This window comes from Enterobacter sp. BNK-34 (assembly GCF_048684445.1).
In the GTDB taxonomy this organism is placed as follows: Bacteria; Pseudomonadota; Gammaproteobacteria; order Enterobacterales; family Enterobacteriaceae; genus Enterobacter; species Enterobacter pseudoroggenkampii.
This window is the reverse complement of record NZ_JBLQUA010000001.1, coordinates 2,958,344-2,984,152: the sequence shown is the minus strand read 5'-3', so window position 1 is coordinate 2,984,152 and position 25,809 is coordinate 2,958,344. Positions and strand designations below refer to the sequence as shown.

The following is a 25,809-nucleotide window of genomic DNA, read 5'->3' as shown; positions in this document are numbered from 1 at the left end:
GGATGCGCCGCGTTTGCTTCAGCTTTCCAGCTCTTGTCTGCGCTGAGTTAGCAGCCGCTGATAAAGATGCGTGGTGTCGTCGTCGAAACAGACAAAAATCACCTTCTCCGGCAGCGGTTTTAACGACAGGTAGCGGTAAACGGTTTCTACGGCGATCGTTGCGGCGGCGGCCTTAGGGTAACCATACACGCCGGTGCTGATGGCCGGGAACGCCATCGTTTTATAGCCGTTGTCGGCGGCCAGCCGTAAACAGTTCCGGTAAGCCTCTTCCAGAATACTCGCTTCGTGCTGGTCCCCGCCATGCCAGACGGGCCCTACGGCATGAATAACCGCTCTGGCAGGCAGATTGCCCGCAAGCGTAATCACCGCGTGACCGGGAGGACATTCGCCCTGCTGTTGCCGCACGGTTTTACAGGCTTCCAGCAGCTGCGGTCCGGCAGCCCGGTGGATAGCCCCGTCCACGCCGCCTCCCCCCATCAGGGAGGGATTGGCCGCATTGACGATAACGTCGACGTGCATGGTCGTAATATCGCCATGAATAATGTCAATTTGCGGTTTCATAAAGCCCCTCTGCAACCCGCCTTTTTCTTAAGTGTATCGCAGAGGAGACCGGGAGAAAAAACTATCAGAAAAAATCCTCTTCCACCGCTGGGCGGGAGAGTGCGCATTAGCGATACTGGATTTCGACAACCGCGAGCGTTTTTTCAGGATTAAGGTATTTCATATTGAGCGTCGCCAGGTTTGAGTCACTCACTTTCCCGTTAAGCGCCTCTTCATAGCTCACCATACGCGTTTGCATACGGTTATTATCTGGACATGACATTGCAAACTGTTGCTTCAGGGGAGTAACTTCACAGGGGTCTGCGACAATGGCACCGCGAAAATGAATGACACCCCCGTCAACAACTGTGGCCGAATAAGCCGGGATACTCAAAGTAGAAACGACCAGACCCAGACCTGCCGCGAGTCGAGCAAAATAGTTATTCATTATAGGTACTCCTCAATGAAAATCGTCCATGAGGGGTAAACGCGCTTCATTTATTACGGCAAACGAAGCCTCACGTTAAGGAACATAACGACCAGGTCCCTGATTTCAGCATAGCTCAACGGCACAGACCCGCCACATTCGCAACGCATTGATTTCATGAATATTTAGATCGAACTTCCCGCCGGTGACCACTGTTGTGATAAATGAAGCGATTTTCCATCTGAAACGGTGACCACGATTTTTACCGTGTCTCCTGCGTTAATATTTAAACTCAGGCGCATTAAATCAATCGTCTGATTAGCGGGTATAAAAAGGGTATTTTGCTGTCGGGACGAACTTTGTCCCCCCTGCCCTTCCCGAACAGAAACAATCTGAACCTGACAATCACACGATTGCGCCAGAGTGACCTGCGGAATAATGGTGGTCATGTTTTCCTGCTGCGACGTTTTGAACGTTATCTGGCTGGAAAGCGCGGCGAGTAGAATTAAAGTATTCATGATGAACTCCCGAAAAAAAACAGGGCTGATGCCCTGTTTTTTTGTAGCACAGATTTCAGTATCAGTACTGATGAGCTGTCGCGTGGTTACCAAAACCGATCTGGGTAACGTTAACAGTTGAGTTGGACGCAGTCTGGTCTACGAGTGCACCGTTAAATCCGCCGGACTGGCTAACATTCATGACGGATTTTTTACTGTTCCACTGATCAAGTGTTGCACTGTTGCCAAACCCTTTCTGGGTCAGGTTGATTTTACTGTCATCAGAACCCTGACCAACGTCAGCGCCGTTACCGCCACCTGTCTGGCTAATATTCAGGACAGAATTTCTGGCGTCTGTTTGCAGAGCAACCGCGGAGTTACCGCCACCATTCTGATAAATATTCAGGGTTGAATTTGGGCCACCGTATCCGCCATGACCATGCCCATGACCCCAGCCATCCTGATTAATCAGACCAGCCATAGCACTACCAGAAACTACGATTGCTGCAAGCGCTGCCACTTTGAAAAATTTCATGGTAAACCCCCGTCGGATTGATTAAAGTCGTCGCGAAAGCGCTAATGTTGAATAACGTTAATCGCCATTTGCGACTGTTTCTGCACTACAACTGCGGTTTTCTGCGTACCGTACTGCGTAATATTTGCTCTATTACCCGACCCTTGCTGGATAATTTTCGCGCTATTACCGTATCCATCTTGCGTAATGCCTGCATCATTCCCGTTACCGCTCTGATCGATCCAGGCTATATTGTAAGCCCCTGATTGATCAACCCTCGCTCTGTTGCCTGCCCCATCCTGGGAAACAATGGATAAGAGTTTTGAACCGTCCTGGCGAACCTGAGCGTCATTGAAAACGCCCCGTTGACCAATAATGGCTGCCTGATTTAGTGATGAAAGACTTAATTCGTTAACCGCAAAGTTATATTCAGCATTTGCCAAATCTGAATTAGCCGCGGTTACAAATCCAGGCGCACCCAGTAATGTAAACATCACAATTAACGATGTGTTTTTCATGTTGTCACCCTGGACCTGGCTATTTAATTACTCCATGTTTAAACGGCTCGTATGGTGTTAACGCGTCGTTACGGTGAAGAGTATGTCCGCTGAAACATTTTAAATATCTCACCCGCGCGGCTTATTTTTATTTTTCGGGTCACCACAAAGTCGTAATTTACAGTAAAAATCACTTTAATCAGGCCGGCTTATATTTTTTAATAAAGGTGTATTGTGAAAGGGTTGTACAACGAGACGAAGGCTGTCCACGCTTCCTACCGGGTTGTTTAAACGTAACGGCAGGAAACATTTTTCTCTGTGCGTGACACGGAGCCTCTTTTCTTAAGCCAGACAGTCGCTCATTCCTGGGCTTAGAAATCATCTGAAACTCATACTTAATTAGCGCTTTACAAAAATAACAAATATTCTTAATAATCATATCGTTAAAAATATTTGTATGATTTTTAAAATCTGTGCATCTCTATTTAGGTGTACAACTTTCTCATCAATTCTCACCATTCCAAACAATCAAATTTCACAAATTAATATTGATTTTTACGTTCTGTTACATGTTTAACACTTGCTTTAAACTTCGTAAAAGCTAGATTGAAATTAGATGTACGAAATTGGTTTTATATTTACCTCCCTGTGGAGGTTATGGTCTGATTCTACACACAGCAGTGCAACATCTGTCAGTACTTCTGGTGTCCTCTTTTAAACTGGAGGACAGCTGCCAGGTGCCAAAATAAAGTGGGGTTTCATCATGTATAATGAAGTCCATAGTTTACATGGTCATACATTACTGTTGATCACAAAACCTTCTTTGCAAGCGACAGCATTATTACAACATTTAAAGCAATCTTTATCACTGAGCGGGAAATTGCATAATATTCAACGTTCTTTTGATGATATTGCACCTGGCAGCATCATTCTTTTCGATATGATGGAAGCTGATAAAAAGCTTATCCATTACTGGCAGGATATTTTAAGCAGAAAAAACAATAATATCCGCGTGCTATTGTTGAATACGCCTGATGAATATCCTTTCAGAGATATTGAAAGCTGGCCGCATATCAATGGCGTGTTCTACGTCACGGAAGAAGAAGACCGGGTGGTAGAGGGGCTGCAAGGTATATTGCGCGGAGAGTGTTATTTTTCGCAAAAGCTTGCCAGCTATCTCATCACGCACTCCGGAAATTATCGCTATAACAGCTCAGAGTCAGCACTGCTCACGCACCGTGAGAAAGAGATCCTGAATAAGTTACGCATTGGTGCTTCAAATATTGAAATCGCCCGTTCGTTATTTATCAGCGAAAATACGGTAAAGACGCACCTTTATAATCTTTTCAAGAAGATAGCTGTGAAAAACCGAACTCAGGCGGTTTCGTGGGCAAACGATAACCTCAGGCGTTAATCACATGAAGCGCACGTTGAGTTGGATCGCCGCAGCGAGTTTCCTGCTCGCTGCTGGGAATCTGAAGGCCGTCGAGGTCGAAGTTCCCGGATTGTTAACAGACCACACTGTCTCATCGGTCGGGCACAGTTTTTACCGTGCCTTCAGTGACAAATGGGAAAGTACATACACGGGTAATATAACAATCAACGAGCGGCCCAGTGCACGATGGGGAAGTTGGATAACAATAACGGCTAATCAGTCCGTTATTTATCAAACGTTTTTATTCCCGACCAAAATGGACTTCGATAAAAACGTAGTCTTAGCACTGGCACAATCAGAAGACGCTATTAATCGCCTGCAAATAGATAAAGCCCTATTAAGCACCAGCGATTTAGCAAAAGACGAGTTCTAGCGAACCGATATGCGGAGGCTGTCATGCGTATTGCATATGCAGTTGTTTCGATAATGCTGATCACACCCATCAGCTGGGCCGGAAACATGACGTTTCAGTTCCGTAACCCTAACTTTGGCGGTAACCCTAACAACGGCGCGTTCCTGCTGAATGAAGCTCAGGCGCAAAACTCCTATAAGGATCCCAGCTTAAAGAATTTTAGCGTTGATACCCCGTCCGCACTGGATAACTTCACGCAGGCCATCCAGTCGCAGATTTTAGGTGGTTTGCTGACCAACATTAATACCGGTAAACCCGGGCGGATGGTGACCAACGACTTTATCGTTGATATCGCCAACACGGACGGACAGCTTCAGTTGAACGTGACCGATCGTAAAACCGGAAAAATCTCCACCATCCAGGTTTCCGGTCTACAAAACGATTCAACTAACTTCTGAACAACAACGAAATAAGGACAACAATCATGCAGCGCTTCCTGATATTTGTTGCAGTGTGCTTATTGAGCGGTTGTTTAACTGCTCCACCTAAAGAAGCTGCAAAACCAACATTAATGCCTCGGGCCCAGAGTTATCGTGATTTAACGCATTTACCTGCTCCAACGGGAAAAATATTTGTCTCCGTGTACAACATTCAGGATGAAACCGGGCAATTCAAACCTTACCCGGCAAGTAACTTCTCCACGGCAGTGCCGCAGAGCGCCACCGCGATGCTGGTTACCGCACTCAAGGATTCGCACTGGTTTATTCCGCTGGAACGTCAGGGGCTCCAGAACCTGTTGAATGAACGCAAAATCATTCGTGCCGCCCAGGAAAATGGCACCGTTGCGGACAATAACCGGACGCCTCTGCAATCTCTGGCGGCAGCGAACGTAATGATTGAAGGATCGATTATCGGCTACGAAAGTAACGTTAAATCGGGTGGTGCGGGAGCACGTTACTTCGGTATCGGTGCGGATACCCAGTATCAGCTCGACCAAATCGCCGTTAACCTGCGTGTGGTTAACGTCAGTACAGGCGAAGTGCTCTCTTCGGTGAACACCAGCAAAACCATTCTGTCTTATGAAGTTCAGGCAGGGGTATTCCGCTTCATCGATTACCAGCGTTTGCTGGAAGGTGAAATTGGCTACACCTCTAACGAGCCGGTCATGATGTGTCTGATGTCGGCCATTGAAACCGGCGTGATCTACTTAATTAACGACGGTATAGACCGCGGGCTGTGGGATCTGCAAAACAAAGCAGACGTGCAGAACCCGATACTGGTGAAATACCGCGATATGTCAGTCCCTCCGGAATCCTGACAGGAAGCGCATAAAAAAGGCGAGATGATTATCTCGCCTTTTTTTATTCACTCACTGCCGTGATGTTTTGCGCTTTTTCCCGCCGCGACGCCAGCCATAGGCCGCTGTTTTTCATGGCATAGCCAAACAGCAGCCCCAGCGCCAGTGAAGGGACCACCAGCTTCCAGTCACCCTGCCCTGCAAAGGTCGCGCACGCCCCCATAAAGGTTCCCGGCACAAATGAAAGCAGCAGATGCTTAGCCTGGATGCACATTAAAAAGGCGACGACGCCCGTCATGATATACCCCAGCAACTCCAGATGCGGTGCCAGCGCGCTGCCTTTCATGATCACCAGCGCCCAGATAACGCCGCTCATTAGCGTGCAGCCTGAGATAAAGAGCCCTTTTACGCCCCCCTGCGGACAGGCGAAATAGGCGGTACAGCCGAGGAATCCGGCCCAGCTGAGCAATCCGAGAGACACGGCTACCCATCCCCAGAGCCCGGAGAGAATACCTGTCGTTATTGCGATACAAAGTAATATGTTCATGGCGCGCATCTTAGCAGAAGCGCACCATAGAAATGAGATCATCAGCACATTACATGCAAAATGAATTGATGAGTTGCAGAATTTATGTGACTTAAATCACTCTTCGTTCTCTTCTTCCAGCTCATCCCACATTGCCGCGATAGCGTCGCGGGTCAGCGGCGCCAGCGTTCTCCAGAATGGCGAGGTGGCATGCGCTTCAACTTTACCCAGGAACGTCCCGACCCATGGCAGCAGGTACGTTTCGAACAAGGTTTCAATGGCTTCGTTCTCATCATCACCGGCGTTATCTTCAATCCAGGACGCTGCCAGCAGCAGCGTACCGATATGATCGGCTGGCGTATCGCTCAGCGGCATACCGCGGGTGGAGAGGAAAGCACGGACTTCCGCTTCCGTCGCCCCTTCCTGCCAGGCAGAACGGTATGGCGAAACGCGGCACTCATCGCCGACAAACAGCGCATTGTAGTCGGTCGCAATCTGCTGCATGTCGCAGCTTTTTTGCAGACGTTCCAGTAAATCATCCTGTTCCAGCGGCCAGTTCTGCGCCAGTTTACCTTCACGAATTAACGTAAAAAGTGGCACCAGCAGCGGGTCTTGCGGCTGGCGATAATAGAGCGTACCCAGCACGCGGCAGAGGATGGAAAACTCGTTCATTTTTTTTATTCCATTACACAATTAAAGATCGGCAAATTCGGCAATCGGTTCCATTCCGCGCGACTCGAGGAAATCGAGCATGCGGCGTGGGGTCACGTTCAGGATTTGCGCTTCCGGGAAGTTAACATCATTCAGCACTTTCAGGCACTCGCTGAAATCACCCAGCGTAAACGCGGTATGAGAGTCTGAGCCCAACGCCACCATGCCACCCGCATCACGCACGGCGGCCGCCACGGCGCGACAGTTGTCTTCGCTGCCCTTACGCGAGTGAACAAAGGAGGAGTTATTAATCTCCAGCGCCACGCGGTGTTTTGCTGCCGCCTGCGCGACAGCCTGAATATCAATCGGGTACTTCGGGTTACCAGGGTGGCTGATAATGTGCACATTGCCGCTGGCGATAGTGGCAATCATCGCCGCGGTGTTGGTCTCTTTATCCTGAGGCGGGAAAACCGGCTCATGGAAACCGGCGAGAATAAGGTCCAGAGACGTCAGCATCGGGCCGGTGCAGTCGATCTCACCGTCGATATTTTTGATATTCGCCTCAATGCCGCGCAGTATCCCAATGCCGTCCACCAGACGTGGCCAGATCCGCATATTCACAAAATGCCAGTAGTGCGGCGCATCCGCCATGTCCGGACCATGATCGGTGATCGCGAACAGCTTAATACCTTTAAGCTTCGCCTGAGCGATATAATCATGGAGGTTGCTATACGCGTGGGTACTGGCGACGGTGTGCATATGCAGGTCAACGGGATACATCTCTTTCTCCTCTGCGGTTTTTCCAAAGGATAGCAGTTATCAGCGGCGAATATTAGCAAAAACCCGGCGAACGCCGGGTTTCTCTCAGTAGCCGCGCTGTCTGTCGACCTGCCCGGTGACCACGTGACCCTTTTCCATTTCGCTGATGGTATGGGATATATAGGCCACCGCTTCTGCCGGACGCGTCACGGCAGCCACATGTGGCGTCATCGCAACGCGCGGGTGCTTCCACAGCGGGCTTTCCGCGGGGAGCGGTTCACGGCTATAGACATCCAGCATAGCGCCTTTTAGCTTTCCGCTGTCCAGAGCCTTCAGTAGATCGCCTTCCACAACATGGACTCCGCGCGCCAGGTTCATCAGGTAGCTCTGATCGACGAGCTGATTGAGCAAGGTTTCATTGATGATCCCTACCGTTTCCGCCGTGTTTGGCAGCAGGTTGATCAGCACGCGCGTGCCGTTCAGAAAGGCCGGAAGCTCATCCGTTCCGGCAAAGCTCTCTACGCCCGGATAGTCCTTACGGCTGCGGCTCCAGCAGCGCAGCGGGAAGCCCCACGGAGCGAGTGCTTCTGCCACTTTTGAGCCCAGCACGCCCGCACCGAGGATGCCGATCGTAAAGTCTTCGCGACGGTACTCAGGCAGCGGCTCCCAGTGGGCCTGCTGTTTAAAGGCCTGATAGTCATCAAAGCGGCGGAACCAGTGCAGTACCTGGCTGACGGCATATTCCTGCATTTGCTGGCCCATTCCGGTATCTTCGAGACGGAACAGCGGGATATTCTCAGGCAGCATTTCGGGATGCGCTTTCAGTTTACTGAGGATCGAATCAACACCCGCGCCCAGGGCGAAAACCGCCTTCAGCTTGCGGCCCTGCAGCATCTCAACCGGTGGATGCCAGACCAGCGCATAGTCGGCATGTTCATTATCGCCACGCTTCCACTCGCGAACGCGTGCGCCGGGTAACGCCGCCGTAAGCGCCTTGATCCAGTATGCCGTATCAAACGTGGGGTGATAGAAGAGTATATCCATAGTTATTCCTGCCTTTTATTGCGCTGTTTTGTTTTCATTTTCAAGTGGATTGCCAGCATAACAAATTTATCAGGAAACCGCGTTGCTGATAAAAGAGGCGCTTTGTGCACATTTAGGAATCAAGTTGCCTGAAGTTTGTCTAAACGCGCTAAATTACTGAAAAAGTGGGTTGACGGCCGTTCGGCTTTTCCTTACATTAGCGCCCGTCCCGGCAACAACGGGATGACAATATGGTGAGGTGTCCGAGTGGCTGAAGGAGCACGCCTGGAAAGTGTGTATACGGCAACGTATCGGGGGTTCGAATCCCCCCCTCACCGCCATATTCGAGATGAGAGCTCGTACGAAAGTACGGGCTTTTTTCTTTTAATTCTCCGAAAGGGGGGATTCGAACCTTGAAACTCCCTGCGCTCTTTATGTCGGGTGGCGCTGCGCTTACCCGACCTACAAAAAGCTACTCCTCCACCATCTTCGCATACTCTTCAGTCAGAAAATCCACCAGCGTCCTGACCGACGGCAGCATGCCGCGCCGCGAAGGATAAACGGCGTGAATCACTTCCCGTCGGGGTTCCCACGCGTCCAGCACCCGTACCAGTTCCCCTGACGCAAGCTGATCCTTCACCATCAATATCGGCAACTGTACAACGCCCACGCCCGCCATCGCCGCTTCCCGCAGTGCCAGCATGTCGGTGGTAATAAAGCGCGGTGCGTAGTGGATCTCCGCTTTCGCCCCCTCTGGACCACTGAGCTCCCATTTATGCACCTGTTTACCGGCCCCCATACTTAATCCAGGCCATTCACTGAGCTCGGAAGGCATTCGCGGTTTACCCATACGTTCAATCAACTGCGGACTTGCCACCAGGCAATGCCCCCTGTCAGCCAGCACCCTTAAGACCAGATCGCTATCATCAAACGGACGCGGACGCACGCGGATAGCGACATCAATACCTTCGCCAACAAGATCGACCCGACGATTGGTGGCCTCAAGCTGGAGATTAATCCCGGGGTAGCGCGCCATAAACCGCGCCAGCATCGGTCCCACGTGGACGTGCAGTAACGTGACGGGACAGGTGATCCTGACGACGCCGCGCGGCTCAGCCTGCAGCGCAGCAACGGCCTCCTCTGCCGCTTCTGCTTCTATCAGCATTGCCTTACAGTGCTGATAGAAAGTGTGCCCCACTTCCGTCACCGTAAACTGCCGCGTCGTGCGCTGTATCAACCGTACGCCAAGCCGCTCCTCCAGCTGCGCGATCCTGCGGCTCAGTTTGGACTTGGGTTGGTCAAGCGCCCTTCCCGCCGCCGCAAACCCCCCGTAGTCCACCACCTTCACAAACCAGACGAAGTCATTGAGATCCTGCATAAGTCCTCATTGTTCTATTTTCGGAACAGTGAATGCCATTTTCACTATCTACCGGGATATTAACCCTGAATATAAGCTAATTACATCAACAGAACATCAGGAGTTAATCATGAAAAACGTAACAGGCGTTTATACCGCTCCTCGTCAGCACTGGGTTGGCGATGGTTTCCCGGTCCGTTCAATGTTCTCTTATCAAACCCACGGCGAGCCGCTGAGTCCGTTCCTGCTGCTGGACTACGCAGGCCCGTACACCTTTCCGGCAGATGGTGCGAAACGCGGCGTAGGCCAGCATCCTCACCGGGGTTTTGAAACGGTCACCATCGTTTATTCAGGTGAAGTGGAGCATCGCGACTCCACGGGTAAAGGCGGTGTGATTGGCCCCGGCGACGTGCAGTGGATGACCGCAGGCGCAGGTATTTTGCACGAGGAGTTCCACTCAAGCGCGTTCTCGCAGAAAGGCGGCGAACTGAAAATGATGCAGCTTTGGGTCAACCTCCCTGCGAAAGACAAGATGGCCGCACCGGGCTACCAGAGCATCACGAAAGCCGACATCCCGGTGGTGACGCTGCCTGACAACGGTGGAACGCTGCGGGTCATTGCCGGTCGCTACGACACGGTTACCGGCCCGGCGCACACCTTCTCACCGCTCAACGTCTGGGACATCGCGCTGAACCAGGGAAGCCATCTGGCGCTCAATCAGCCCGAAGGCTGGAGCACCGCGCTGGTGGTGCTTGAGGGCAACATCACGGTGAACGGTACCACTCAGGCAGGTGAAGCCCAGCTGGTCGTACTGAGTCAGGAAGGCGACAAACTGCACCTTGAGGCAAGCAGCGATGCAAAAGTGCTGCTGATGGCCGGCGAGCCGCTGAATGAATCCATCGTGGGCTATGGCCCGTTTGTGATGAACAGTAAAAGCGAAATCAACGAAGCCATTCGTGATTTCAACTCCGGCCGCTTCGGCCAGATCTGAACGTAATAAAGGAGAAGAAGATGTCTACACCTGCTAATTTTAATGGCTCCCGTCCGGTTATTGATGTGAACGATGCGGTGATGTTGCTTATCGATCACCAGAGCGGTCTGTTCCAGACCGTCGGAGATATGCCAATGCCAGAGTTGCGCGCTCGTGCGGCAGCGTTAGCGAAGATCGCGACCCTGGCGAAGATCCCGGTGATCACCACCGCGTCCGTCCCACAGGGACCGAACGGACCGCTTATTCCGGAGATCCACGCCAACGCACCGCATGCGCAATATGTTGCCCGTAAAGGTGAAATCAACGCCTGGGATAACCCGGAGTTCGTGGCCGCGGTAAAAGCCACCGGGCGCAAGACGTTGATTATCGCGGGCACTATCACCAGCGTCTGCATGGCCTTCCCGTCAATTAGCGCGGTGGCGGACGGGTACAAAGTATTTGCGGTGATTGATGCCTCCGGCACCTACAGCAAGATGGCGCAGGAGATCACCCTGGCGCGCGTGGTGCAGGCCGGTGTGGTTCCGATGGATACGGCGGCGGTGGCCTCTGAGATCCAGCGAACCTGGAACCGTGAGGACGCGGCGGAGTGGGCTGAGGTGTACACCCACATCTTCCCGGCTTACCAGCTGCTGATCGAAAGCTACGGCAAAGCACAGGAAGTGGTTAAAAACAGCGAAGTGCTCGATTCTCAGCGTTAATAACCCGTGCTGCGACAAGAGCTGATTAAGGCTTAACCGAACGCACACTAATACAGAAAATCTGCTTGACCGTTTTAGCGCAACTCCCTATAGTAGCGCCCCGTTGCCCCCCAAGCGGTCAGGCAGCAAAACAATATGGTGAGGTGTCCGAGTGGCTGAAGGAGCACGCCTGGAAAGTGTGTATACGGCAACGTATCGGGGGTTCGAATCCCCCCCTCACCGCCATATTTGAAGAAGAGCTCGCATGAAAATGCGGGCTTTTTTTTCGCATGTTGCACGCCTGCGGGGGGATGAGAATCCCCGACCGGGGTTCGACAACTGGCGACAGCCAGTTGGACAGACTGAGAGCGTAGCGAACAGTCTGCCCGCAGGGCGAGCGAAGCGAGTCAATCCCCCCCTCACCGCCATATTTGAAGAAGAGCTCGCATGAAAATGCGGGCTTTTTTTCGCATATTGCATGCCTGCGGGGGGGATGAGAATCCCCCCCGGTGCTATATGCAGCTCGATGCGGCCTGAGCCCCTCACCCTAGCCCTCTCCCCAAGGGAGAGGGGATAAAATGCACAAAAAACAAAGCCCGGTTTCCCGGGCCTTGAACACAACAGCAAACTCAATAATACGCTTGCAGCGTGCGCTGGCAGAGCGCCGAACGCACGCAGTCCTCTTTGGTGAAGCGTACCACCCCAATCATCTCATCTTCCTCAAAACGTGACATGGCGTCGCTCAGCCCGGATTTCACGCCGGATGGCAGGTCACACTGGGTAATATCGCCGTTAACGATAACCGTCACGTTCTCCCCGAGGCGCGTTAAGAACATCTTCATTTGCGCAGCGGTCACGTTCTGAGCCTCGTCAAGAATGACGACCGCATTTTCAAATGTACGTCCGCGCATATAGGCGAACGGCGCGATTTCCACCTTGCCAATCTCTGGTCGCAGGCAGTACTGCATGAAGGATGCACCCAGCCGCTTCACCAGCACGTCATAGACGGGCCTGAAGTACGGGGCAAACTTCTCCGAAATATCTCCGGGCAAGAAGCCGAGATCTTCATCAGCCTGCAGTACCGGACGGGTAACAATGATTCTTTCCACGTCCTTATGGATCAGCGCTTCCGCCGCTTTGGCTGCGCTAATCCAGGTTTTCCCGCATCCGGCTTCACCGGTTGCAAAGATGAGCTGTTTACTCTCGATAGCATTCAGGTAGTGCGCCTGAGCCTCATTGCGCGCCACAATTGGAGAATTATCACGGCTGTCTCGGGCCATGCCAATTGCTTCTACGCCACTCATCTGCACAAGCGAGGTGACCGATTCTTCTTCACGCTGTTTATGGCTACGTGAATCCCGTCTCAGCACACGTTTTGCTTCGCGACGAGCTTTGATCACTGCTTTTTGTCTTCCCATGGATAGCACCTTGAGTTGTTGGTATTCATCACACGCGCCAGCTTCGGCACGATTATGCGCACGAACATCAGAGGGTTGGCTTCCTTGTAAGCCATTGCTTGCTTTATCGGATGACGATACGGAACAGCTACGCGCACCGTTCTGCACGTCGGTCGAATCAGATTCTTGAGGAAGGGGGGAGAATTTAGTGGTGAGGAAATCGCTGCCGGAGTCTGAGCCTCCGCGCCGGGTGCTGCGGTTGTTATGTTTACCTTGTCCAGTACAGGACGCAACCATTCGCGATCTCCATAGTGATTCAGCATCACTGCCGGGAACTACCGCTGTCTTATCTTAAGTACATCAGGAGTTATCACAAATGCAACATTTATTTTACCTGAATGCAACTTTTAAGACTGCACCTGCAGTAGATTCAGTCTTATATAGAAATATTACAGAAATATAACAACAAGATAGTCATATGAAAAAATAATGTCCCCGCGAACTATCGCAGGGACGATTATCAGGCTTCGATCAGCCCTTGAGCGAGGTACGCGTTACTGTCGCGCGCCCCTGGCAGGGCAAAGAAATAGCCGCCGCCGATAGGTTTAATGTACTCTTCCAGCGCTTCACCGTTGAGCCGCTTCTGCACGGTGAGAAAGCCCTTTTCCAGATCGTGCTGATAGCAGACGAACAGCAGCCCCATATCGAGCTGACCGGAGTTGGTCACGCCGAGCGAGTAGCTGTAGCCCCGACGCATCATCAGGCTCGACTGCGTCTCTTTGGTTCGCGGATTGGCAAGACGAATATGGCTGTCCAGCGCAATTACATCGCCATTGGGATCGCGGGCGTAGTCAGGCACATCATGCTCGTTCTTCATGCCGAGCGGTGCCCCGCTTTGCTTATCCCGACCAAAGATCGTCTGCTGCTCTTTGAGCGGCGTGCGGTCCCAGAACTCCACGTGGAACTGAATAATCCGCACCGCCTGATAGCTTCCGCCCACCGCCCATGCCGGTTCGCCCTGATCGGCAGTGACCCACACAACCTCCTTCATGAGCGCACCGTCGTGGCTGTCCGGGTTGGCCGTGCCGTCCTTAAAGCCCAGCAGGTTCACCGGTGTCTCTTTTCCTTTGCTGCGGGCGGCGTGGTCCGAGATAAACCCTTCCCGCTTCCAGCGCACGCTCAGCAGATCCGGCGTGTGCTTGATGATGTCGCGCAGGGCGTGGATCACCGTGTCCTGGGTATTGGCGCAGATCTGCAGGAGCAGGTCGCCGTGACACAGCGCCGCATCCAGGGAGTCATTCGGGAAGCGCGTCATTTTTTGCAGCGCCTTCGGCTTCTGTTTTGCCAGCCCATAGCGCGCGTCAAACAGCGATTCTCCCAGCGAAACGGTAATGGTCAGGTTATCCGGGGCAATAAACGGCCCCAGAATGCCGGAGTCCATTGGCGGCAGACGCGGGTTCGGCGTATCGGGCGCCGGTCCACCGGCGGTAAGAAATGCGATGCGCGTCGTCAGCAGGCGGAACAGGCGTTCCAGATCGGCTTTATCGCTGGCCAGCGAATCAAAGGCCACCAGCATCATAGATGCCTGCTGCGGCGTCAGGATGCCCGACTGATGCTCGCCATAAAACGGCTGCGTCTCCATGCGGGCATTGGGTGACAGCGTGCCGGGCGCGCTTTGCGGTTTCGCCGCATGCGCCACCGGACAGCCACCGGCCAGAGCAAGCGCGCCCCCCAGCGCCCCTACTCCCTTTAACAACCGACGACGTGAAGGCTCAACCACGTCGTTCTCGCTATGCTTATTCATCGTGCTTAGTCCAGACCCAGTACGCCACGCAGCAGAGAGAGATCTTCCGCCAGGGCGGTGATCGGACCTTTCAGCGCGTTGCGGTCGGCATCGGTCAGCTTGTCGTAGGTCTCAAACCCGTCTTTGGTGCGGTACTTCGCCAGAATGGTGTCGACCTTTTTGAAGTTGGCATCCACTTTGGCCAGCAGCTCGCCGTTCTCTTTCTGCAGTTGAGGGCGCAGCAGGTTAACAATTTTCTGCGCGCCGTCGACGTTGGCCTGGAAGTCCCACAGATCGGTATGGCTGTAGCGATCTTCTTCGCCGCTGATTTTGCTGGCGGCCACTTCTTCAATCAGCCCGGCCGCACCGCCCACCACTTTTGACGGCGGGAAGGCCAGCTCGCTGATGCGCTTTTGCAGCTCCAGCACGTCGCTGTTCAGTTGGTCGGCATACTTCTCCATCCCTTTGGCAGAATTATCGCCGAACAGGGCTTTCTCCAGACGGTGGAAACCGGTGAATTTCGGATCGGCGGCTTTCTGCTCGAAATCATCTTCGCGGGCGTCAATGCTGCCATCAAGGTCAGAGAACAGCTCGGCGATCGGCTCGATGCGCTCGTAGTGCTGACGGGTTGGCGCATAGAGGGATTTCGCTTTTTCGATATCCCCGGCCTTCACCGCATCGGTAAAGGCTTTGGTTGCCGTCGCCAGGTCCGCCGTCTCTTTGGTGACGTAGGCTTTATACGCGGTAATCGCATCGCCCAGGCTCAGCACCGCAGCGCCTTTCGCCGCATCGGCCGTCGCTTCACCTTTGACGATAAGCTTCCCTTTAGGGTTGGTCAGCAGACCGCAGGTCATCTCATACTCGCCCGGCTGCAGGTTGGCGGTCATCTTCTGGCTGAAGCCAGGGGCGATATTTTCGCGCTCTTCCACCACCAGAACCCCTTTCAGGATCTCCCACTCCAGCGCCTTCTGGCTGTGGTTCTGAATAATGAACTGGGTTTTACCGCTGTTCACCGTGAGGGTCATCGGCTCGCACTGCTTATCGTTGACGGTGACCTTTACCTGTGGAACATCCGCGCCCCAGGCGGAGAATGCAGAAGCGAACAGCGCGGCAATGCCTGCGCATAACGCACTACGACGGAACTGAATTGCCATGACTCTTCCCTTTAAAAGTATGTTGTAACTAAATCAACTATTACGGCGCAACGCGCGACGCCTGCGTGCCGGTACGCAGCGGCATAGCGAACAGCACCAGCGCCGGAACCAGATAAATAAAGTACATCGCCACTTCGCTGACGCTCGGCGTTTCCTGATAGCCGAAGATACCTTCGAGCAGGGTGCCGGTCAGAGAGTGCGTGGAAAGGACGTTGCTGAGGTCGAACGCCACGTCCTGGAAGTGGTTCCACAGGCCCGCTTCATGGAAGGCGCGAATCGCCCCTGCCGCCAGACCCGCGGCCACCAGCAGAATAAACAGGCTGGTCCACTTGAAGAAGGCGCCCAGGTTCAGGCGGATACCGCCCCAGTACAGCAGGAAACCGAGCACCACGGCCGTGGCGAGGCCCAGCATGGCCCCCAGCGGCGGCCAGATCCCCACATCCTGCTGAAACGCCGCCAGCAGGAAGAAAACAGACTCCAGCCCTTCGCGCGCGACGGCGAAAAAGACCATCATAATGAGCGCCCAGCCGTGGTTATTGCCCTTTTGCAGCGCGTTATCCACCGCCTGCTCCAGCTGCACCTTCACGTTACGGGAGACCTTACGCATCCAGAACACCATCCAGGTGAGGATCACCACCGCAATCACGGCGACGATACCCTCAAACAGCTCCTGCTCTTTCTGCGGAAACTCGCCGGTGGTTTCGTTGATGAGAATACCGAGGCCCAGACAGAGCGCCGCGGCAAGGAATACCCCGATCCACATGACGCCAATCCAGCGCCCACGCTGGGTTCGCTTCAGATAACTGGCGATGAGGCTCACGATAAGGGCGGCTTCGAGCCCTTCACGTAACATAATGAGAAATGGAACAAACATGCCGACACCTTAAATGTTTATCGCGGTCAACTGATGCAAAGAAAGGTAAATTCTTGTGATAGTGATTATCATTACGGCAGAAAGAAACACAAGCGAAATGTGCGGTGTTTTGATAACGAGTTGTAAACGCCCAGCCTGATAATAGTTTCAGGCGTTATCGTTAAGTTTATAAGTTATAACGAAAATGCCCATTTACGCTGATTCAGGGCTGTGGCTAAATAACCGCCTCAAACACCTGGTGAAATTAAATTATGTTTAAAATTGTCCATTTCCTGCTGGCGCTGGTCATTATTCTCGCGCTTGCCTGGCTGGTGAGTTTCGACCGCCGAAAAATTCGCATTCGTTTTGTTTTACAGCTGATTGTCATAGAAATTGCTCTGGCGTTCTTTTTCCTGCACGCCGAAAGCGGGTTATTCCTGATTAAATACGTCTCAGGATTTTTTGAGTCGCTGCTCAAATTTGCCGGTGAAGGTACCAATTTCGTCTTTGGCGGCATGGGAGAAAAAGGGCTGGCGTTCATTTTCCTCGGCGTACTTTGCCCGATTATTTTTATTTCGGCGCTGATTGGTATTCTTCAGCACTGGCGGATCCTGCCGATTTTTATTCGGGTAATCGGTACGCTGCTGTCAAAACTGAACGGTATGGGCAAGCTGGAATCCTTTAACGCGGTGAGTTCGCTGATCCTCGGCCAGTCGGAAAACTTCATTGCCTACAAAGGCGTGCTGGGCGATCTCTCCTCGCGTCGTCTGTTCACCATGGCGGCCACGGCCATGTCGACGGTCTCCCTGTCGATTGTCGGGGCGTATATGACCATGCTCGATGCTAAATTTGTCGTCGCGGCGCTGATTCTGAACATGTTCAGCACCTTTATTATTCTCACGGTCATCAACCCGACGCGCCCGGAAGCGGAGCCGGATATCAAACTGGAAAAACTGCATGAATCGCAGAGCTTCTTCGAGATGCTTGGCGAGTATATTCTGGCCGGTTTTAAGGTGGCGATGATTATTCTGGCGATGCTGATTGGTTTTATCGCGCTTATTAGTGCCGTTAACGCCCTCTTCTCCAGCGTATTTGGCATGAGCTTCCAGCAGATCCTCGGCTATGTATTTTATCCCCTGGCATGGCTGGTAGGGATTCCGCTGAGCGATGCCTTAAACGCGGGCAGCATTATGGCAACCAAGCTGGTGGCGAATGAATTTGTGGCGATGATTGAGCTGCAAAAAATAGCGCACCAGATGTCCCCGCGCGGGCTGGGCATTTTATCCGTCTTCCTCGTCTCGTTCGCGAACTTCGCCTCCATCGGCATCGTGGCCGGGGCGATTAAGGGCCTGAACGAGCAGCAGGGTAACGTGGTATCGCGGTTTGGTCTGCGTCTGGTGTACGGTGCGACCCTGGTGAGCCTGCTGTCGGCGAGCTTTGCGGGGTTGGTGCTGTAAGTTTTGTGCCGGGTGGCGCTGCGCTTACCCGGCCTACAAAACAACAACGGCGGGTTATCCCGCCGTTTTCATTAAAACTGCACGCACACCGGCTGATCGACACGCATCACTGACTCCTGCGCGAAGCGTGACTTATAAATCCCGCGCAACGCTTCGATGTTCTTCTCGCTCTGCGCATCTTTACCGTGGATCAGCATCAACGCCTTGCTCGGTTCACGCGCCACTTTTCCGTCGTTCCCCAGCCACTGCCCGCGGGCATCAAACACCGTTAGGCCATCGCGAAAGCGCGGCGTCACGTCCTGGTCAACAAACTGCTGCCATTCGTTGCTGGTGATCTGCGCCCCGGCAGGACGGTTTAAGCCGAAATAGAGCGTGGTTTGCTGCATCTGGTTATCCGCTCTGCAGGTTTCTACCGCCGCATGTTGCGATGGCGCGTTGCAGCCCGCCAGCATCAATAATGCCGCCGCCATTAACCCTGTTTTGATTGTCATGCTTCGCTATCCTCATTGTTATAAGCACAGCGATATCAACGTAAATTGCAGAATTTAGCAAGAGAGGTTTATTCCCTCTCCCCTTTGGGGAGAGGGTTAGGGTGAAGGGAAAATTATTCCGGCTGCAGCTTAGACGGCGGTGCGGAGTGGTAGTGCGCGTCTGCTTCCGCAAAGCGTTTCTGCATGGAGGCAGACGGTGCTTTACCCAGTAGGCTGAAGACCACGATACCGATGCTGCCGAAGATGAAGCCTGGGATGATTTCGTACAGGCCCAGCCACGCGAACTGTTTCCAGACGATAACGGTCAGCGCACCGATAATCATTCCCGCCAGCGCGCCGTTACGGGTCATACGTGACCACATGACGGAGAACAGCACGACCGGACCAAACGCCGCACCAAAGCCCGCCCACGCGTAGCTCACAAGGCCCAGGACGCGGTTTTCCGGGTTGGCCGCCAGCGCGATGGCAATCAGCGCCACCACCAGCACCATAAAGCGCCCTACCCACACCAGCTCTTTCTGGCTCGCGTTTTTACGCAGGAAGGCTTTGTAGAGGTCTTCGGTGATCGCACTGGAGCAGACCAGCAGCTGGCAGCTCAGGGTGGACATCACCGCCGCCAGGATCGCGGAGAGCAGAATACCGGCAATCCACGGGTTAAACAGAATCTGCGCTAGCTCGATAAACACGCGCTCGGCGTTCTGGTTTACCGCGCCCGCCTGCGCCGGGTTATTGCTGAAGTAGGCAATACCGAAGAAGCCGACCGCACACGCGCCCGCCAGACACAGGATCATCCACGTCATACTGATGCGACGCGCATGGACGATGGTGTGATGAGAATCCGCCGCCATAAAGCGCGCCAGGATGTGCGGCTGACCGAAGTAGCCCAGACCCCAGCCCATCAGGGAGACGATAGCGACAAAGTTCAGCCCTTTCAGCATGTCGACGTTTTCGATGCTCTTCTGCTTGATCACTTCCAGCGAATCGCCAAAGCCGCCAACGGTGAAAATCACAATCACCGGGGTCAGGATCAGGGCGAAGATCATCAGGCTCGCCTGCACGGTGTCGGTCCAGCTTACGGCCAGGAAGCCGCCCACGAAGGTATAGAGGATGGTCGCCGCAGCACCGGTCCACAGGGCGGTTTCGTAGCTCATGCCGAAGGTGCTTTCGAACAGGCGCGCACCGGCCACGATGCCGGAGGCACAGTAGATGGTGAAGAACACCAGGATCACCACCGCCGAGATAATACGCAGCACGCGGCTGTTATCTTCAAAGCGTCCGGTGAAGTAGTCCGGCAGCGTCAGGGCGTTGTTGTTGGCCTCGGTGTGCACGCGCAGACGGCCTGCCACCAGCTTCCAGTTGATCCACGCGCCGACGGTCAGACCGATGGCGATCCAGCTTTCAGAGATACCGGAGATGAAAATCGCGCCCGGCAGCCCCATCAGCAGCCAGCCGCTCATGTCGGAAGCGCCCGCAGAAAGCGCGGTCACCATCGGGCCTAAACTGCGTCCGCCCAGAATGTAGTCGTCAAAGTTCTTTGTTGAACGCCATGCCAAAAACCCTATCAGGATCATGCCAAATATATAAACGAGAAATGTCACCAGCATCGGTGTGCTAATAGCCATTCAAATTCTCCAAAAGTGTCGAGCGACAACCGTCCGGGTTGCCTTGTTATATGATCACCGGAACGTGGTGACGGTATCTTGTGTTTCGGTGAGGCGCGCTATCCTGCCGTATGCGCCCTCCGCTGACAAACGATTTAACACTGCATTTACATCAATTTCATCCCCGGCTTGATACGAGTTTCCTATAGGTTGCACTCGCTCACGCTTTTACGGGTTGCACCTTTTAAAAGTGTTAACTCCCGCATAAAAACAGGCTTCCCGGGACAAAGGCAGCACGTTTTTCCAGCTAACCATCCGTTAACAATTCATTCATTTCCCGGGTTGCAAACCAGGTCACATTTAACACGGTTGCACAAAGTTGCAACATGGTGGATATTTCACGCTAACGACCAAACACGATGAAAGCACAACAGGAGCTTTGGCATGGGTATGACCACCATGGGGGTTAAGCTGGATGACGCAACCCGCGAACGGATTAAGACCGCAGCAACCCGCATTGACCGTACGCCGCACTGGTTAATTAAGCAGGCGATTTTTAACTACCTCGAAAGACTCGAGAGCGACGAGGGGCTGCCGGAGCTGCCTGCCCTGCTGGCCGGTGCAGCGAACGAAAGCGAGGAAGCGCCAGCCACTGGCGACGAGAGCCATCAGCCGTTCCTTGAATTTGCCGAGCAGATCCTGCCGCAGTCCGTCAGCCGTGCCGCCATCACCGGCGCGTACCGCCGCGCCGAAACCGACGCCGTACCGATGCTGCTGGAGCAGGCTCGCCTGCCGGAAGCCGTTGCCGCGCAGGCGCACAGCCTGGCGTACCAGTTGGCTGACAAACTGCGTAACCAGAAGACCGCCACCGGCCGCGCCGGGATGGTTCAGGGTCTGCTTCAGGAGTTCTCCCTTTCCTCACAGGAAGGGGTGGCGCTGATGTGCCTGGCGGAAGCGCTGCTGCGTATTCCGGATAAAGCCACCCGCGACGCGCTGATCCGCGACAAGATCAGCAACGGTAACTGGCATTCCCACATTGGCCGCAGCCCGTCGCTGTTCGTCAACGCCGCGACCTGGGGTCTGCTGTTTACCGGCAAGCTGGTCTCGACCCATAACGAAGCCAACCTGTCACGCTCCCTGAACCGCATCATCGGCAAGAGCGGCGAGCCGCTGATCCGCAAAGGTGTGGACATGGCGATGCGTCTGATGGGCGAGCAGTTCGTCACCGGGGAAACCATTGCCGAAGCGCTAGCGAACGCCCGCAAGCTGGAAGATAAAGGTTTCCGCTACTCGTACGACATGCTCGGCGAAGCGGCGCTGACCGCCGCCGACGCGCAGGCCTATATGGTCTCTTACCAGCAGGCGATCCACGCCATCGGTAAAGCGTCCAACGGTCGCGGTATTTATGAAGGCCCGGGCATCTCCATTAAGCTCTCCGCCCTGCACCCGCGCTACAGCCGCGCGCAGTACGACCGGGTGATGGAAGAGCTCTACCCGCGCCTGAAGTCCCTGACCCTGCTGGCGCGCCAGTATGACATCGGCATCAACATCGACGCCGAAGAGGCCGACCGTCTGGAGATCTCCCTCGACCTGCTGGAAAAACTGTGCTTCGAGCCGGAGCTGGCGGGCTGGAACGGCATCGGTTTCGTTATCCAGGCCTACCAGAAGCGCTGCCCGTTCGTCATTGATTACCTGATTGACCTGGCCAGCCGCAGCCGCCGTCGCCTGATGATCCGTCTGGTGAAAGGCGCCTACTGGGACAGCGAAATCAAACGCGCCCAGATGGAAGGGCTGGAAGGCTATCCGGTCTATACCCGCAAGGTCTACACCGACGTCTCTTACCTCGCCTGCGCGAAAAAGCTGCTCGGCGTGCCGAACCTGATCTATCCACAGTTCGCCACCCACAACGCCCACACCCTGGCGGCAATCTACAGCCTGGCCGGGCAGAACTACTACCCGGGCCAGTACGAATTCCAGTGCCTGCACGGCATGGGTGAACCGCTGTATGAGCAGGTGACCGGTAAAGTGGCGGACGGCAAGCTGAACCGCCCGTGCCGTATCTATGCTCCGGTGGGTACCCACGAAACCCTGCTGGCATACCTGGTGCGTCGCCTGCTGGAAAACGGCGCGAACACCTCCTTCGTTAACCGCATCGCTGACACCACCCTGCCGCTGGACGAACTGGTGGCCGACCCGGTGCAGGCCGTAGAGAAGATGGCGGCCCAGGAAGGCCAGATTGGCCTGCCGCATCCGAAGATTGCCCTACCGCGCGAGCTGTACGGCAAAGGTCGCGTTAACTCGGCGGGCCTGGATCTCGCCAACGAACACCGTCTGGCATCCCTCTCCTCTGCCCTGCTCAACAGCGCATTGCAGAAGTGGCAGGCCAAACCGATGCTGGAGCAGCCCGCTGCTGACGGCGACATGCAGCCTGTTATCAACCCGGCAGAGCCAAAAGATATCGTCGGCTACGTGCGTGAAGCCACCGATGCGGAAGTGGATCAGGCGCTGGACAGCGCGGTGAATAACGCCCCTATCTGGTTCGCCACGCCGCCGCAGGAGCGTGCCGCCATTCTGGAGCGCGCGGCGGTGCTGATGGAAGATCAGATGCAGTCGCTCATCGGTATTCTGGTGCGCGAAGCGGGTAAAACCTTCAGCAACGCCATCGCCGAAGTGCGCGAGGCGGTCGACTTCCTGCACTACTACGCCGGTCAGGTGCGTGATGATTTCGACAACGAAACCCACCGTCCGCTCGGTCCGGTCGTCTGTATCAGCCCGTGGAACTTCCCGCTGGCGATCTTCACCGGTCAGATTGCCGCCGCGCTTGCCGCAGGCAACAGCGTGCTGGCAAAACCGGCAGAGCAGACCCCGCTGATTGCCGCACAGGGCATCAACATTCTTCTGGAAGCCGGCGTACCGGCGGGCGTGGTCCAGCTGCTGCCGGGCCGCGGTGAAACCGTGGGCGCCAAACTGACCTCCGATAACCGCGTGCGCGGCGTGATGTTTACCGGTTCGACCGAAGTGGCCTCGCTGCTGCAGCGCAACATTGCCACCCGTCTGGATGCGCAGGGGCGTCCTACGCCGCTCATCGCGGAAACCGGCGGCATGAACGCCATGATCGTTGACTCCTCCGCCCTCACCGAGCAGGTGGTGGTCGACGTGCTGGCCTCCGCCTTCGACAGCGCAGGTCAGCGCTGCTCCGCCCTGCGCGTGCTGTGCCTGCAGGACGACGTGGCGGACCACACGCTGAAAATGCTGCGCGGCGCGATGGCCGAATGTCGCATGGGCAACCCGGGCCGTCTCACCACCGACATCGGGCCGGTGATCGACGCGGAAGCCAAAGCCAACATCGAAAACCACATTCAGACCATGCGCGCGAAAGGCCGTCCGGTGTTCCAGGCGGTGCGTGAGAACAGCGAAGATACCCGCGAATGGCGGACCGGCACCTTTGTGCCGCCTACGCTTATCGAGCTGGCGAGCTTCGACGAGCTGAAAAAAGAGGTCTTCGGTCCGGTACTGCACGTGGTGCGCTACAACCGTAACAACCTCAACGAGCTGGTTGAGCAGATCAACGCCTCCGGCTATGGCCTGACGCTTGGCGTACATACCCGTATCGACGAGACCATCGCGCAGGTAACCGGTAGCGCCAAAGTGGGCAACCTGTACGTTAACCGCAACATGGTTGGCGCGGTCGTGGGCGTACAGCCATTCGGTGGTGAAGGCCTTTCCGGCACAGGTCCGAAAGCGGGCGGTCCACTCTACCTGTACCGTCTGCTGGCGAACCGTCCGGAGAACGCGCTGGGCGTCACCCTGGCACGTCAGGATGCGGAGTATCCGGTGGATGCACAGCTGAAAACCGTGCTAACGCAGCCGCTGGAGGCCCTGATCGCCTGGGCGGAGAAACGTCCTGAACTGCGTGCCGTTGCGCACCAGTACGGCGAGCTGGCGCAGGCGGGCACCCAGCGTCTGCTGCCGGGGCCGACCGGCGAGCGCAACACCTGGACGCTCATGCCGCGCGAGCGCGTACTGTGCGTGGCCGATAACGAGCAGGACGCGCTGGTGCAGCTGGCTGCCGCGATGGCAACCGGGTGTGAAGTGCTGTGGCCGGACGATGCGCTGCATCGCGATCTCACCAAACAGCTGCCGAAAGCGGTCTCGGCCCGCATTCACTTCGCGAAAGCCGATGCGCTGCTGACGCAGCCGTTTGATGCCGTGATTTATCACGGTGATTCCGACCAGCTGCGCGAACTCTGCGAGCAGGTTGCGGCCCGCAGCGGGCCGATTGTTTCGGTACAGGGCTTCGCCCGTGGGGAAACCAACCTGCTGCTGGAACGCCTGTATGTAGAACGCTCGCTCAGCGTCAATACCGCGGCGGCAGGCGGTAACGCCAGCCTGATGACAATCGGCTAACGCTGTGCTAATAAGGCTCCGGAGACGGAGCCTTATTTTATTGGGGAGTGTATGAAACGATTTCTTATCGCAGGCGCAGCACTGCTGCTAAGCGCCAGCGCGCTGGCCGACGAGTGCGACAAAGCGACCACCCAGCTTGAGCTGAATACCTGTAGCGCGCAGCAGTACCAGGCTGCCGATAAAAAGCTCAACCAGACCTATCAGGCCGCCATCAAGCGTGCGACTGGCCCCCAGCGCGACCTGCTGAAAAAGGCGCAGCAGGCGTGGATTGCCCTGCGCGACGCGGACTGTGCGTTTATCGGTTCGGGGACGGAAGGCGGGAGCGTCCAGCCAATGATTGTTAACCAGTGCCTGGCGGAAAAAACCGTAGAGCGCGAAGCGTTTCTGGCCTCGCTGATGCAGTGTGAAGAGGGCGACTTAAGCTGCCCTCTCCCACCGGGGAACTAACGCAGGCGGATCCCTTCAATAATCATCCGCTGCACGTTCTCCAGGGTGCTGTGGAAAAACGCCTCGTCCTGCAGCGTTTTTCCGGTCACCGCCTCAACCTGGGCCGCAAAGTCAGCGTAATGCTGGGTTGAGGCCCAAATCATAAAGATCAGATGATGCGGATCGACCGGGGCCAGTTTTCCGCTGGCCACCCATCCGGCGATAATGTCCGACTTATCGTCCACCAGCTGTTTTAAATCTCCGGTGAGCTCCGCCTGCAACAGCGGCGCCCCCTGCAGCATCTCAAGACAAAACAGCCGTGATGCCTGCGGGTAATCGCGTGACACCTCCAGCTTCAGGCGAATGTACTCTTTGATCGCCACCAGCGGGGCCAGCTCTTCGCGGAACGCTTTCAGCGGCGCCAGCCAGATATCGAGGATCTGCTGCATCACCGCGATATAGAGCGCCTCTTTCGACGGGTAGTAGTAGAGCAGATTGGTTTTGGATACCCCGGACTGCTCCGCCACCTGCTCCAGGCGCGTGCCGTGAATACCAAACTGCGAAAAGGTCTCCAGCGCCGCGCTGAGGATCGCCTGTTTCTTAGCGCTCACCGCCTGCGAACGTTTACCTGGTGTTTTCACTGCGCCTTGTGTCATTCCCGCTCTCCTTATTCTGCGTTGCCCTCAGCATAGCAAAA

26 protein-coding genes, 2 tRNA genes and 1 other RNA gene are annotated in these 25,809 nt (G+C 55.0%); 12 read left to right on the top strand and 17 right to left on the bottom strand.

The features are described from left to right. Positions 1–18: 18 nt before the first annotated feature. From ymdB to csgB, 5 genes are all read right to left on the bottom strand, one after another. Positions 19–561 (bottom strand): O-acetyl-ADP-ribose deacetylase, encoded by a 543-nt coding sequence (ymdB, locus tag ACMGG5_RS14535; protein WP_024908992.1) that lies wholly within the window; start codon positions 559–561, stop codon positions 19–21. A gap of 106 nt (positions 562–667) precedes the next feature. Continuing rightward, complete coding sequence (locus tag ACMGG5_RS14530) at positions 668–988, bottom strand: type 1 fimbrial protein (RefSeq protein ID WP_420278054.1); 321 nt, start codon at positions 986–988, stop codon at positions 668–670. Between the two features lie 164 nt (positions 989–1,152). Next, entirely contained in the window at positions 1,153–1,485 is a 333-nt protein-coding gene (gene csgC, locus ACMGG5_RS14525; RefSeq protein ID WP_032650821.1) for a curli assembly chaperone CsgC, read from the bottom strand. A gap of 61 nt (positions 1,486–1,546) precedes the next feature. Next, complete coding sequence (gene csgA / locus ACMGG5_RS14520) at positions 1,547–1,999, bottom strand: curli major subunit CsgA (RefSeq protein ID WP_024908989.1); 453 nt, start codon at positions 1,997–1,999, stop codon at positions 1,547–1,549. Between the two features lie 41 nt (positions 2,000–2,040). Continuing rightward, the gene (csgB, locus tag ACMGG5_RS14515; protein ID WP_024908988.1) at positions 2,041–2,496 is read right to left on the bottom strand and encodes a curli minor subunit CsgB; all 456 of its coding nucleotides are present in this window, start codon (positions 2,494–2,496) and stop codon (positions 2,041–2,043) included. Positions 2,497–3,238: 742 nt separating this feature from the next. Between csgB and csgD the strand changes: the two genes are divergently transcribed. From csgD to csgG, 4 genes are read left to right on the top strand one after another with little or no spacing between them, the layout of a single operon-like run. Next, positions 3,239–3,889, top strand: coding sequence for a biofilm master transcriptional regulator CsgD (gene csgD / locus ACMGG5_RS14510; protein ID WP_024908987.1), 651 nt, complete (start codon positions 3,239–3,241; stop codon positions 3,887–3,889). A 4-nt stretch (positions 3,890–3,893) separates the two neighbouring features. Beyond that, entirely contained in the window at positions 3,894–4,283 is a 390-nt protein-coding gene (csgE, locus tag ACMGG5_RS14505) for a curli production assembly/transport protein CsgE (RefSeq protein WP_024908986.1), read from the top strand. 23 nt (positions 4,284–4,306) lie between these two features. Beyond that, the gene (csgF, locus tag ACMGG5_RS14500; RefSeq protein ID WP_032648919.1) at positions 4,307–4,720 is read left to right on the top strand and encodes a curli production assembly/transport protein CsgF; all 414 of its coding nucleotides are present in this window, start codon (positions 4,307–4,309) and stop codon (positions 4,718–4,720) included. Between the two features lie 26 nt (positions 4,721–4,746). Further along, positions 4,747–5,580, top strand: coding sequence for a curli production assembly/transport protein CsgG (gene csgG, locus ACMGG5_RS14495; RefSeq protein WP_032648920.1), 834 nt, complete (start codon positions 4,747–4,749; stop codon positions 5,578–5,580). Between the two features lie 43 nt (positions 5,581–5,623). Here csgG and ACMGG5_RS14490 read toward each other — a convergent pair whose 3' ends face one another. The 4 genes from ACMGG5_RS14490 to ghrA all read right to left on the bottom strand — a co-directional run bounded on the left by ACMGG5_RS14490 (position 5,624) and on the right by ghrA (position 8,539). Next, positions 5,624–6,106 carry a DUF1097 domain-containing protein gene (locus ACMGG5_RS14490; protein WP_139210879.1) on the bottom strand — a complete coding sequence of 161 codons (483 nt, stop codon included), beginning with the start codon at positions 6,104–6,106 and terminating at the stop codon, positions 5,624–5,626. A 96-nt stretch (positions 6,107–6,202) separates the two neighbouring features. After that, positions 6,203–6,757 (bottom strand): TorD/DmsD family molecular chaperone, encoded by a 555-nt coding sequence (locus ACMGG5_RS14485; RefSeq protein WP_029740002.1) that lies wholly within the window; start codon positions 6,755–6,757, stop codon positions 6,203–6,205. Between the two features lie 21 nt (positions 6,758–6,778). Next, positions 6,779–7,516: a phosphatase gene (locus ACMGG5_RS14480; RefSeq protein ID WP_024908981.1), complete on the bottom strand. Its 738-nt coding sequence runs from the start codon at positions 7,514–7,516 to the stop codon at positions 6,779–6,781. An 84-nt stretch (positions 7,517–7,600) separates the two neighbouring features. Beyond that, complete coding sequence (gene ghrA / locus ACMGG5_RS14475) at positions 7,601–8,539, bottom strand: glyoxylate/hydroxypyruvate reductase GhrA (protein ID WP_420278053.1); 939 nt, start codon at positions 8,537–8,539, stop codon at positions 7,601–7,603. Between the two features lie 232 nt (positions 8,540–8,771). Here ghrA and ACMGG5_RS14470 point away from each other — a divergent pair. Then, positions 8,772–8,859: transfer RNA gene (locus ACMGG5_RS14470), tRNA-Ser, on the top strand. Positions 8,860–8,990: 131 nt separating this feature from the next. Here ACMGG5_RS14470 and ACMGG5_RS14465 read toward each other — a convergent pair. Further along, positions 8,991–9,896 (bottom strand): LysR family transcriptional regulator, encoded by a 906-nt coding sequence (locus tag ACMGG5_RS14465; protein ID WP_024908979.1) that lies wholly within the window; start codon positions 9,894–9,896, stop codon positions 8,991–8,993. A 109-nt stretch (positions 9,897–10,005) separates the two neighbouring features. On the opposite strand from ACMGG5_RS14465, the gene ACMGG5_RS14460 reads away from it, so the two are divergent. The 4 genes from ACMGG5_RS14460 to ACMGG5_RS14445 all read left to right on the top strand — a co-directional run bounded on the left by ACMGG5_RS14460 (position 10,006) and on the right by ACMGG5_RS14445 (position 11,971). Next, a complete protein-coding gene (locus tag ACMGG5_RS14460; RefSeq protein ID WP_420278052.1) occupies positions 10,006–10,866 on the top strand; it encodes a pirin family protein in 861 nt (286 codons plus the stop codon). A 20-nt stretch (positions 10,867–10,886) separates the two neighbouring features. Beyond that, a complete protein-coding gene (locus tag ACMGG5_RS14455; protein WP_024908977.1) occupies positions 10,887–11,564 on the top strand; it encodes an isochorismatase family protein in 678 nt (225 codons plus the stop codon). A gap of 137 nt (positions 11,565–11,701) precedes the next feature. Further along, a tRNA-Ser gene (locus ACMGG5_RS14450) sits at positions 11,702–11,789 on the top strand. 44 nt (positions 11,790–11,833) lie between these two features. Then, positions 11,834–11,971, top strand: a non-coding RNA gene (locus tag ACMGG5_RS14445) — RtT sRNA. A 201-nt stretch (positions 11,972–12,172) separates the two neighbouring features. Here ACMGG5_RS14445 and phoH read toward each other — a convergent pair. From phoH to efeU, 4 genes are all read right to left on the bottom strand, one after another. Further along, the gene (phoH, locus tag ACMGG5_RS14440; RefSeq protein WP_024908976.1) at positions 12,173–12,961 is read right to left on the bottom strand and encodes a phosphate starvation-inducible protein PhoH; all 789 of its coding nucleotides are present in this window, start codon (positions 12,959–12,961) and stop codon (positions 12,173–12,175) included. Positions 12,962–13,460: 499 nt separating this feature from the next. Then, positions 13,461–14,744: an iron uptake transporter deferrochelatase/peroxidase subunit gene (gene efeB / locus ACMGG5_RS14435; protein WP_090417395.1), complete on the bottom strand. Its 1,284-nt coding sequence runs from the start codon at positions 14,742–14,744 to the stop codon at positions 13,461–13,463. A gap of 5 nt (positions 14,745–14,749) precedes the next feature. Beyond that, entirely contained in the window at positions 14,750–15,877 is a 1,128-nt protein-coding gene (gene efeO / locus ACMGG5_RS14430) for an iron uptake system protein EfeO (RefSeq protein WP_024908974.1), read from the bottom strand. Between the two features lie 40 nt (positions 15,878–15,917). Beyond that, positions 15,918–16,751, bottom strand: coding sequence for an iron uptake transporter permease EfeU (gene efeU / locus ACMGG5_RS14425; protein WP_420278051.1), 834 nt, complete (start codon positions 16,749–16,751; stop codon positions 15,918–15,920). Positions 16,752–17,002: 251 nt separating this feature from the next. Here efeU and ACMGG5_RS14420 point away from each other — a divergent pair, with 251 nt between their 5' ends. After that, on the top strand, positions 17,003–18,187 hold the full coding sequence (locus ACMGG5_RS14420; protein ID WP_024908972.1) for a NupC/NupG family nucleoside CNT transporter: 1,185 nt from the start codon (positions 17,003–17,005) through the stop codon (positions 18,185–18,187). Positions 18,188–18,258: 71 nt separating this feature from the next. Here the strand turns inward: ACMGG5_RS14420 and ACMGG5_RS14415 are convergent, their stop codons facing one another. Together ACMGG5_RS14415 and putP are read right to left on the bottom strand one after the other, a co-directional pair. After that, positions 18,259–18,678 (bottom strand): DUF3574 domain-containing protein, encoded by a 420-nt coding sequence (locus ACMGG5_RS14415; protein WP_420278050.1) that lies wholly within the window; start codon positions 18,676–18,678, stop codon positions 18,259–18,261. A gap of 113 nt (positions 18,679–18,791) precedes the next feature. Continuing rightward, complete coding sequence (gene putP, locus ACMGG5_RS14410) at positions 18,792–20,300, bottom strand: sodium/proline symporter PutP (RefSeq protein ID WP_420278049.1); 1,509 nt, start codon at positions 20,298–20,300, stop codon at positions 18,792–18,794. A gap of 423 nt (positions 20,301–20,723) precedes the next feature. On the opposite strand from putP, the gene putA reads away from it, so the two are divergent. Beyond that, on the top strand, positions 20,724–24,686 hold the full coding sequence (gene putA / locus ACMGG5_RS14405; RefSeq protein WP_420278048.1) for a trifunctional transcriptional regulator/proline dehydrogenase/L-glutamate gamma-semialdehyde dehydrogenase: 3,963 nt from the start codon (positions 20,724–20,726) through the stop codon (positions 24,684–24,686). 51 nt (positions 24,687–24,737) lie between these two features. Then, positions 24,738–25,133 (top strand): lysozyme inhibitor LprI family protein, encoded by a 396-nt coding sequence (locus ACMGG5_RS14400; protein WP_420278047.1) that lies wholly within the window; start codon positions 24,738–24,740, stop codon positions 25,131–25,133. Here ACMGG5_RS14400 and rutR read toward each other — a convergent pair. Then, the gene (gene rutR, locus ACMGG5_RS14395; RefSeq protein WP_024909639.1) at positions 25,130–25,768 is read right to left on the bottom strand and encodes an HTH-type transcriptional regulator RutR; all 639 of its coding nucleotides are present in this window, start codon (positions 25,766–25,768) and stop codon (positions 25,130–25,132) included. The genes ACMGG5_RS14400 and rutR overlap by 4 nt on opposite strands. Positions 25,769–25,809: the final 41 nt, after the last annotated feature.

Bases quoted from the DNA above. Each gene is read 5' to 3' on its own strand.
- ymdB (WP_024908992.1), bottom strand. From the start codon at position 561: ATGAAACCGCAAATTGACATTATTCATGGCGATATTACGACCATGCAC.
- ACMGG5_RS14530 (WP_420278054.1), bottom strand. From the start codon at position 988: ATGAATAACTATTTTGCTCGACTCGCGGCAGGTCTGGGTCTGGTCGTT.
- csgC (WP_032650821.1), bottom strand. From the start codon at position 1,485: ATGAATACTTTAATTCTACTCGCCGCGCTTTCCAGCCAGATAACGTTC.
- csgA (WP_024908989.1), bottom strand. From the start codon at position 1,999: ATGAAATTTTTCAAAGTGGCAGCGCTTGCAGCAATCGTAGTTTCTGGT.
- csgB (WP_024908988.1), bottom strand. From the start codon at position 2,496: ATGAAAAACACATCGTTAATTGTGATGTTTACATTACTGGGTGCGCCT.
- csgD (WP_024908987.1), top strand. From the start codon at position 3,239: ATGTATAATGAAGTCCATAGTTTACATGGTCATACATTACTGTTGATC.
- csgE (WP_024908986.1), top strand. From the start codon at position 3,894: ATGAAGCGCACGTTGAGTTGGATCGCCGCAGCGAGTTTCCTGCTCGCT.
- csgF (WP_032648919.1), top strand. From the start codon at position 4,307: ATGCGTATTGCATATGCAGTTGTTTCGATAATGCTGATCACACCCATC.
- csgG (WP_032648920.1), top strand. From the start codon at position 4,747: ATGCAGCGCTTCCTGATATTTGTTGCAGTGTGCTTATTGAGCGGTTGT.
- ACMGG5_RS14490 (WP_139210879.1), bottom strand. From the start codon at position 6,106: ATGAACATATTACTTTGTATCGCAATAACGACAGGTATTCTCTCCGGG.
- ACMGG5_RS14485 (WP_029740002.1), bottom strand. From the start codon at position 6,757: ATGAACGAGTTTTCCATCCTCTGCCGCGTGCTGGGTACGCTCTATTAT.
- ACMGG5_RS14480 (WP_024908981.1), bottom strand. From the start codon at position 7,516: ATGTATCCCGTTGACCTGCATATGCACACCGTCGCCAGTACCCACGCG.
- ghrA (WP_420278053.1), bottom strand. From the start codon at position 8,539: ATGGATATACTCTTCTATCACCCCACGTTTGATACGGCATACTGGATC.
- ACMGG5_RS14465 (WP_024908979.1), bottom strand. From the start codon at position 9,896: ATGCAGGATCTCAATGACTTCGTCTGGTTTGTGAAGGTGGTGGACTAC.
- ACMGG5_RS14460 (WP_420278052.1), top strand. From the start codon at position 10,006: ATGAAAAACGTAACAGGCGTTTATACCGCTCCTCGTCAGCACTGGGTT.
- ACMGG5_RS14455 (WP_024908977.1), top strand. From the start codon at position 10,887: ATGTCTACACCTGCTAATTTTAATGGCTCCCGTCCGGTTATTGATGTG.
- phoH (WP_024908976.1), bottom strand. From the start codon at position 12,961: ATGGGAAGACAAAAAGCAGTGATCAAAGCTCGTCGCGAAGCAAAACGT.
- efeB (WP_090417395.1), bottom strand. From the start codon at position 14,744: ATGAATAAGCATAGCGAGAACGACGTGGTTGAGCCTTCACGTCGTCGG.
- efeO (WP_024908974.1), bottom strand. From the start codon at position 15,877: ATGGCAATTCAGTTCCGTCGTAGTGCGTTATGCGCAGGCATTGCCGCG.
- efeU (WP_420278051.1), bottom strand. From the start codon at position 16,751: ATGTTTGTTCCATTTCTCATTATGTTACGTGAAGGGCTCGAAGCCGCC.
- ACMGG5_RS14420 (WP_024908972.1), top strand. From the start codon at position 17,003: ATGTTTAAAATTGTCCATTTCCTGCTGGCGCTGGTCATTATTCTCGCG.
- ACMGG5_RS14415 (WP_420278050.1), bottom strand. From the start codon at position 18,678: ATGACAATCAAAACAGGGTTAATGGCGGCGGCATTATTGATGCTGGCG.
- putP (WP_420278049.1), bottom strand. From the start codon at position 20,300: ATGGCTATTAGCACACCGATGCTGGTGACATTTCTCGTTTATATATTT.
- putA (WP_420278048.1), top strand. From the start codon at position 20,724: ATGGGTATGACCACCATGGGGGTTAAGCTGGATGACGCAACCCGCGAA.
- ACMGG5_RS14400 (WP_420278047.1), top strand. From the start codon at position 24,738: ATGAAACGATTTCTTATCGCAGGCGCAGCACTGCTGCTAAGCGCCAGC.
- rutR (WP_024909639.1), bottom strand. From the start codon at position 25,768: ATGACACAAGGCGCAGTGAAAACACCAGGTAAACGTTCGCAGGCGGTG.